At 43.3% G+C, this 2748-nt stretch carries 3 protein-coding genes; all 3 read left to right on the forward strand.

Annotated elements, in window-relative coordinates; all coding sequences use genetic code 11:
* Positions 1-101 precede the first annotated feature (101 nt).
* Positions 102-2138 carry a BglG family transcription antiterminator gene (locus RT269_RS30000; protein WP_313188187.1) on the forward strand — a complete coding sequence of 679 codons (2037 nt, stop codon included), beginning with the start codon at positions 102-104 and terminating at the stop codon, positions 2136-2138.
* Complete coding sequence (locus RT269_RS30005) at positions 2132-2407, forward strand: PTS sugar transporter subunit IIB (protein WP_313188189.1); 276 nt, start codon at positions 2132-2134, stop codon at positions 2405-2407. Before RT269_RS30000 ends, RT269_RS30005 begins: the two co-directional genes overlap by 7 nt.
* Before the next feature lie 37 nt (positions 2408-2444).
* Positions 2445-2748: PTS transporter subunit IIC (locus tag RT269_RS30010; RefSeq protein WP_313188191.1), on the forward strand; the 304-nt coding region annotated here is incomplete at its 3' end.

Consider the following 2748-nt stretch of genomic DNA (forward strand, 5'->3'; position numbering starts at 1 on the left):
GTTCGCCCGCCATATCCCTATCCATTCAAAAAAAGTGAAGCAAATTGGATTTGTCGACGATTTCATTGGAATGCTATACTTATCTCATAAAGGAGGAAACCATGGAAAACCGACTTTTAGAAATATTCCGCCTTGTCTGCCAGAGCAACCGTGAGTTTACTGTGCGGGAGCTGGCACAGCTGTTTTCTGTAAGCAGCAGAACGATTTACAGTGATATAAAAAAATTAAATGAATTACTGGAGGCGTCCGGATACCCTGAGATCAATGCAGATAAGGGGAAGATGTTTTATACGGAACCGCTGATGATCGAGTTTGAGAGTCTGATCCACTCAACCCCGGCTTTTGTTCTGTCGAATTTAAGAATCCGGCGGCTGCGGATCACCACGTCCATTCTTTTGTCCGGCGATCAGTTTACGGTGGATGACCTGTTGAAGGAACTTGATATTTCAAGAAATACCCTCATCGGTGATTTAAAGGAAGTAAGGGAAATGCTCAGCTTTCATTCCATCGCAGTTGAGGCCACACCCTTTAAAGGGTACCGGATCTCCGGTAAAGAACAAAACATCAGGAATCTTCTGATTCTTTCCATCAGTGAAGATCCGCTGTACTTTGAGGACCGGGCAGGAAAAGAAGATATGCAGATCCTGTATTCCTGTGAGGCCTTTCTGGACGATGTAGCAAGGCGGCTTAATGTAGAACTAAGCGATGTATCATTTAACCGTATGCTGATCGCGTGTTATGTCACATATGCAAGGATCTCCATCGGAAAAGCTTTCACCGGGGGACCAAAGGATGTTTTAACGAGAGAAGAAAAGGCTTTTGTGGAACGGCATGAGGAAATCGAAGCCATATTCGGCAGGGAAGTATCGATTGATGACTGCTTTTATCTGGCCAATAAGCTGGCAGAAGCATCTGTCGTCAAATCAGAGGAGCTGCTGTCTGAACAATGGCTGCCTTTTAATCTGGTGACGAACCAGTTTATCGATGCAGTTGCGCAAGAATACTCCTTTGAAGCTTTTCGCACCGATTCCAAGCTTTATGAGGGACTGCTTAATCATCTGCGTCCTGCTTATAAGCGGGCTTTGGCTGGGGAATGGGCGGAAAATCCATTATTGAGCTATGTCCTGGAAAATTTCTTCCAGCTTAACAAAGCAGTGGCAAAGAGTGTAAAGGTACTTGAAGAAGAGCTTAAAGTGCATTTTAATGAGCACGAGATATCATACTTCACATTGTTTTTTGCTTCCGTAATAGAAAGAAATGAAAAACAGATCCGCAGGACGCCCAATGTCATCATTGTCTGCAACGCAGGTATCAGCACTTCTGAGATATTAAAAAGCAGGCTTCAGGCCATCTTCCATGTGAATATATTGGGGACATTCAGTGTGAGAAATGCGGCACTTTGGCTGAAGGAGCATACTCCGGACCTGATCATATCCACGGTACCTTTTAAGTGGAAGGACACAAAAGTGCTGAAAGTAAGCCCTTATTTATCGGATTATGACATAAAGGAAATACAGAGCCAATTGTCATTTTTAACTGCCAGGATCCATATGGCCGAGGTTATGAACATTATTGGCAAATATGTGGAAATCGAGGATCATAAGCTGGCGCCTTTAAAAAATGAATTGAGTATATATTTGGGAATTACAGAAAATTCAGAACCAAAGAAAGGAATTTATCAACCGATGTTAAAAGAAATTTTGACCACAGATTTAATAAAAGCAAAATTTGAGGCCGCCAGCCGGGATGAAGCCGTTAAAGAAAGCGGCAGGCTCCTTGTGGATAAGGGGCTGGCAGATGAGTCTTACATCCAGGCAATGCTAAAAAATGTTGAGGTGAACGGAACCTACATCGTGATCTCACCGGGAATTGCCATGCCGCATGCAAGACCTGAGGAAGGCGCCCTGGATATCGGCCTTAGTATTGTAACGTTAAAAGAACCTGTTGTATTCGGACATCCGAAAAACGACCCGGTTAAAATCGTGGTGGGCCTTTGCGCCATTGACCACCAATCACATTTAAAAGCGCTTACCGAGCTTGCGGACATTTTAATGGACGAAAAAAAGGTAAATGAAATAACCAATGCAAATTCCGCAGAGGAAATATTACAGATCATAAAGGGGGATTCACTATGTTAAAAATTGTTACAGTATGTGGTGCAGGAGTAGGAAGCTCCATGATGCTTCGCCTGTTTACCCAACAGATTCTTGATGCAGAAAAGATTGAAGCAGCTGTGGATGCTTCGGATATCGGTTCCGTCAGCCCGGATTCCTATGATATTTTAATTACAACTTCAGATTTTGCTGATGTTTTAAGAGATTCTAAAGCGCACATTATCCGGATCGACAACATGATGGATAAGCAGTATTTAAAAGAACAGCTTCTTGAAGCAATAAACAAGAGATAAAGGGAAGGCTGATGGCAGCCTTGGAAGGGAGAGAAAAATGGGAGTAGTAATGTATTTGATTAATAATGTTTTCAGCCAGGCAGTTTTCATTATAGGAATTGTTGTAATCGCCGGTATGGTTGCCCAGAAGAAAACCTGGGATCAGATCCTTCCCAGCGTGATTAAGACGATGATCGGATTCACCATGATCAACGTAGGAGGGCAGACCCTCGGTATGTCTTTGCTGCCTTTGCAGGGAATGATTTCAAAGATATTCAATATGCCGCCTGTGTCAGTGGATATCGGTGCGGCTCAAGCCGAAAGCCTTACTGGAATCGGTACGGAAATGGCATTGATCTTTG

The sequence above is a fragment of the Lacrimispora sp. genome (assembly GCF_032078915.1).
In the GTDB taxonomy this organism is placed as follows: domain Bacteria; phylum Bacillota; class Clostridia; order Lachnospirales; family Lachnospiraceae; genus Lacrimispora.